The following is a 4,864-nucleotide window of genomic DNA, read 5'->3' on the forward strand; positions in this document are numbered from 1 at the left end:
CCCCTTGTCCTACAGCAGATACTTGAAGTGTATATATCCCTTGATTCCACTCTAGAATTGGATCATCCACTTTAATCGTCATGTGAATGTCAGTGCCTGGCGCTCTAAATGGGAATTGTTCGATAAACTGTGTGACATCAACAATACGTGCCATGAAATAGGGGGCGATGGTTTCTTTAATATCCCCGTCTTCCAACCAGAAAGCCAATGGATCATTGGTAAAAATATTCCCGACAACTTTCGTCACCATGGAGAAATGGGCACTGATAAAGTTCCAAAGTCCGTTTCGCGCTTCTTCATTCATATAGATCATTTCTTTGACATGCAGTACATCTTGAGAAATCCAGTAAAGCAAATACCCTTGTGGCTGATGAGAACGATCATAATAAACGGCGGCCGTTAATTCATCCAATTCCCATCTCCAGAATTCTTCCCAAGCTAAATTGTTTCGAATCATGGCTACATGCCGTCTTCTTGAAAATAGCTGGTATACGGTTTTTATATCTGAATGCTCTGTATTTAGCCGATCAACGTAACCTGAAACTTTCTTAACTTTCGGTAATTGATAGTCTTTGATTTCAAATGTCATCTTATCGGAAATAATCTCCCAGCCCTTTTTACGATAAAAAGGCAATGAATAGGGATATAAATAAGAAATCGATTGGTTTCTATCTTTCATATCAGCCAGCGCCTGCCAGATCAACTTATTCATCAATCCTAAATTCGCATATTCTGGATAGGTGCCAACCCCAGTCAATCCGCCCATCTCAAAGGTTCGACCATATATGTTAACTTGAAAGGGATAAACAGCAACTTGAGAGATCAGTTTTTCACCATCAAACCAGCCTAACACATCAGCCTGTTCTAAAACAGGCAGTTTTGCTAATGCAATTTCACGTTCCTCCCAGCCCACCGTCTGTAGGTCTTTTTTAGTTACTTGGAAAACATAACGTAATAATTCATTGAACTGCCGCCAATGTTTCGGTTCCACTTTTCCCATCTTGAGCCTGTCCAGTCGACTCATACCATTACCTCCAACAAATTACGGTTATACTCTATGTTCATATTATTTGTATAAATTTATGTAAACCTTCCGAAAAAAACTATATCAATTCAAAAAAAAGAGTGCTCAATAATTTGAGCAACTTCATGAACAATTCTTTATTATTACTTTATTCCGAGTGCTTTTTTGGTTGCTGGACCAACAATCCCATCCGCTGTTAATTTACGAGCTTTTTGAAATTTGCGCACTGCAGTATCGGTGTTTGCTCCAAAGACACCATCTACACCCTTTGTACTATACCCAAGAGACGTCAACTTACGCTGAAGTTCTTGGACGGCTGGACCCCGACTGCCTTTCTTAAGGATTTCTCCAGTGGTACTAACAGGTACAGATGGTGCACTGGACCCACCCTTCACTTTATATCCGTTAGCAGATGCAATAGCATTGAAGGATTTCCCAGAGGAGGTAATGATCACTGGGGTTCCCGTCGGTACCTGATTAAACAACCATTCTACTTCACTATCATACATCCGAATACAACCGCTGCTTACATATCCGCCAATGGAGCTTGGGTTGTTGTTTCCATGAATCGCATAGGTTGTTCCCCATGTTCCACGGGCATTTAAACCAAGCCATCGGTTACCTAGTGGATTACGAGGGTCTCCTCCAGGAATATGCCCCTTATAGTAAGGCCTGTTCTTAATCTTAACTACGATCTTGAATTTTCCTTCTGGTGTATATGATTTTTTTCTTCCAGTTCCAACTTTAAACTGCTTCTTAAACACACCGTTTTCAAAGTACGCAAGCCGGTTGATAGTCTTGTTAATAATAATCAACTTTCCACTTGAGGCGGCTGAACCTGTTGGGACACCAACAAAAAAACTAGACAACATAAAAAAGGCAAATACCAAAAATATTAACCACTTCCTGGGCAAATCTAACCCCTCCCTACGACATAAATACTCATCCGTGTATCCTATGTCAGAGGGGCTTGTACACATTACATTTTAATTAAAATTATTACAAAATAGGCTAAGAGTCATACATATACAAATAATAAGAAAAAATAGGTGTTATAAGAGTGAGTGTCAGTCATAAAATTGGCCACGCGTCCTTCTAGAAAATTTCCAACTACTGCATTTGGGCGTTCTCTATTAAAAAAAACAAAAAAACCGCATAGCTCATAAAAAATAAGTTTCGCGGTTTTTTCCATCATTACTATCTATTTATAACTTTGTCCGTAAACTCCAAAGCTCTGGGAAAAATTGTTGGTCTAGAACTCTTTTTAAATAGGTCACACCAGACGACCCTCCTGTCCCCTGTTTATGACCAATGATTCTTTCCACTGTACTCATATGATTAAATCGCCATAATTGCTGTTGATTGCCTATATCGACTAACTTCTCTGCCAATTCGTAAAGGTCCCAGTATTGATCCACATTTCGATAAACGGTTAGCCATGCTTCCTCAACACTAGCATTTGGCTCATAGTTTTTGGACAAATCCCGGTGGCGAACCTCATGATCAACAGGTAAGCCACGCGTTACAAGGGCCTGGATCGCAGCATCATAAATACTTGGTTGATGAAGGGCTTCTTGCATTCTTTCGAATAATTCTGTTTGGTGTTTATAGACTGCTAGTGTATGAGCATTTTTGTTTCCTAATGCAAATTCAATCAAACGATTCTGATAAGATTGGAATCCTGATGATTGACCCAATTTATCTCTAAACTCTAAATACTCAGAAGGTGTCAGGGTCGAAAGGACACTCCATGACTGAATTAATTGCTGCTGTATCCTAGAAACACGTGACAGGATTTTGAATGACGGTTCTAAATCATTGTTTTGTATATACTCAATTGCCGCCGTCAATTCATGAATGATTAATTTCATCCATAATTCACTTGCTTGATGGATAACGATAAATAACATTTCATCATGGTGATCAGATACCCGATGCTGACTTGATAAGATTTTATCAAGATGAAGATAATCCCCATAGGACATCGATTTTTGAAAATCGGTTTGAATCTCCTTCTCTAGACCATGGTTTGTGTTTTTTTCTTGTGAGTTCATTGTATAATACCTCCATCATTCTATAGTTGTTTGATTATTTATGAATAATTAGCACGTTAATTTACCTTTTTATTAAGAATTGCATCAGACTTGTTCTTTTCAGGATTCTTTTTGCTTTTATTAAGAATAAAGTAGGCAGCCGTTAAGAATAGTAACCATGGAACACCAAATTGGAGCATAATTTTAAAACCTGTAAACCAAGTGGTGATCATTAAACTTAATAAAAGAACCGCTCCTAATATCGTCAAATATGGAAAACCAACCATTTTAATGGGCAATTTCCGTCCGCCTGATTGCTCCCACTTTCTTCTGAAAAACAAATGGGAAACAAACACCATAAACCACGTGAAGATGGCACCGAACATGGAAATCCCCATCATAAATGCGTAGGACGAATCTGGTAATAAAGCATTTACTGCAGCTGCAAGAAAAATCCCTAATGTTGAAATAGCAAGTGCGCTTAACGGGACACCTTTTTTGCTTAATTTGCCTAAAAAAGCTGGTGCATGATTTCCTCTAGATAATGAAAACATCATTCGAGTAGACGCGTAAAGCTGACTGTTCATAGCAGACAAAGCAGCGGTTAAAATAATAAAATTCATAATTCCACTTGCACCTGGAATATTTAAAAGTTCCATCACTTTTACGAACGGACTTTCTTCAACTCCTGCAGATTTCCATGGAACAATCATTAGCATGATGCCAAGAGTAATAATATAAAATGTCGATAAACGGAAGACGGTTGCTTTCAGAGCTTTCGGTACGGCAACATCTGGATCCTTCGCTTCTCCGGCCGTAACAGCGATCATTTCTGTTCCTAAAAAACTAAATAAAGAAACAAAAATAGCCACCCACATTCCCCACCATCCGAACGGTAAGAAACCACCCTCGTTAACAAAGTTCTCAGGGCCCATATCCGGTTGAGCAGAACCGCCAATGAAAACATAAGCCCCAAGTAGAATAAACCCAACAATCGCACTGATCTTAATCATCGAGAACCAATATTCAAAAGTGGCAAATGTGTTAACGCTTGTTGCATTTACATAAATCAATACTGCCGCGAACAATAAAATCCAAACAAACCCAGGTACATCTGGAAACCAATACTTCATATAAACGGCAATCGCACTTACCTCAACCCCAACCGCTAGAACATTTGCAACCCAATAGGAATAGCGGACGAGATAACCAGCGAACGGGCTAATATACTTTTCAGAGATGGTTCCAAAAGACCCTGATGTTGGATGGGCAACAGTCATTTCTGATAAACATCCCATTAATAGTAAAACAATGAAAGCACCGATTGCATAACTGATTAATACACTAGGACCGGCTGTACTGATCGCAAGTCCACTTCCGAGGAAAAGACCTGTTCCAATCGCACATCCCATCGCAATCATAGTCAGTTGACTGGTTTTCAATTCACGCTTTAACCCTGATCCATTTCCATTATTCAAATGATTGTTCGCCATATAATTCCTCCTCGACCCTTTAGTTAAGCAACAACTTCACGTTCATTTTTAAACTGTTCATATTGCTTTTCAGTCATAATTTTCTTAAGAATCTGGACGACTTCCCAAACATCCGTATAGGAGCTATAAAGTGCGACAGGAGCAAGACGAATAATGTTTGGAGCACGGAAATCTGGAATGATCCCATTTTCTTTCAACGCTTTACAAATTCGCGCTGCTTCTATATGCTCCAAACTTACATGACCCCCACGGCGGAAATCCTCAACTGGGTTTCCAATTGTAAATCCCATGCCTGCTACCTCTTGATTCAGTAG

The 4,864-nt window shown here is 39.3% G+C and carries 5 protein-coding genes; all 5 read right to left on the reverse strand.

The window, feature by feature from the left end; all coding sequences use genetic code 11:
* Positions 1-1,024, reverse strand: a 1,024-nt coding sequence (locus V7659_RS26685; protein ID WP_335543109.1) for a GNAT family N-acetyltransferase, incomplete at its 3' end; no start/stop codon positions are given.
* A 143-nt stretch (positions 1,025-1,167) separates the two neighbouring features.
* Complete coding sequence (locus tag V7659_RS26690) at positions 1,168-1,938, reverse strand: L,D-transpeptidase family protein (protein WP_335543110.1); 771 nt, start codon at positions 1,936-1,938, stop codon at positions 1,168-1,170.
* Between the two features lie 291 nt (positions 1,939-2,229).
* Positions 2,230-3,078 (reverse strand): tryptophan 2,3-dioxygenase, encoded by an 849-nt coding sequence (gene kynA, locus V7659_RS26695; RefSeq protein ID WP_335543111.1) that lies wholly within the window; start codon positions 3,076-3,078, stop codon positions 2,230-2,232.
* 56 nt (positions 3,079-3,134) lie between these two features.
* Positions 3,135-4,550, reverse strand: coding sequence for an amino acid permease (locus V7659_RS26700; RefSeq protein ID WP_335543112.1), 1,416 nt, complete (start codon positions 4,548-4,550; stop codon positions 3,135-3,137).
* A 23-nt stretch (positions 4,551-4,573) separates the two neighbouring features.
* The coding region (locus V7659_RS26705; RefSeq protein WP_438825876.1) for a kynureninase/PvdN C-terminal domain-containing protein at positions 4,574-4,864 on the reverse strand (291 nt) is incomplete at its 5' end.

Source organism: Neobacillus drentensis, assembly GCF_036966985.1.
Lineage (GTDB): Bacteria > Bacillota > Bacilli > Bacillales > Cytobacillaceae > Neobacillus > Neobacillus drentensis_E.

Bases quoted from the DNA above. Each gene is read 5' to 3' on its own strand.
- kynA (WP_335543111.1), bottom strand. From the start codon at position 3,078: ATGAACTCACAAGAAAAAAACACAAACCATGGTCTAGAGAAGGAGATT.
- V7659_RS26700 (WP_335543112.1), bottom strand. From the start codon at position 4,550: ATGGCGAACAATCATTTGAATAATGGAAATGGATCAGGGTTAAAGCGT.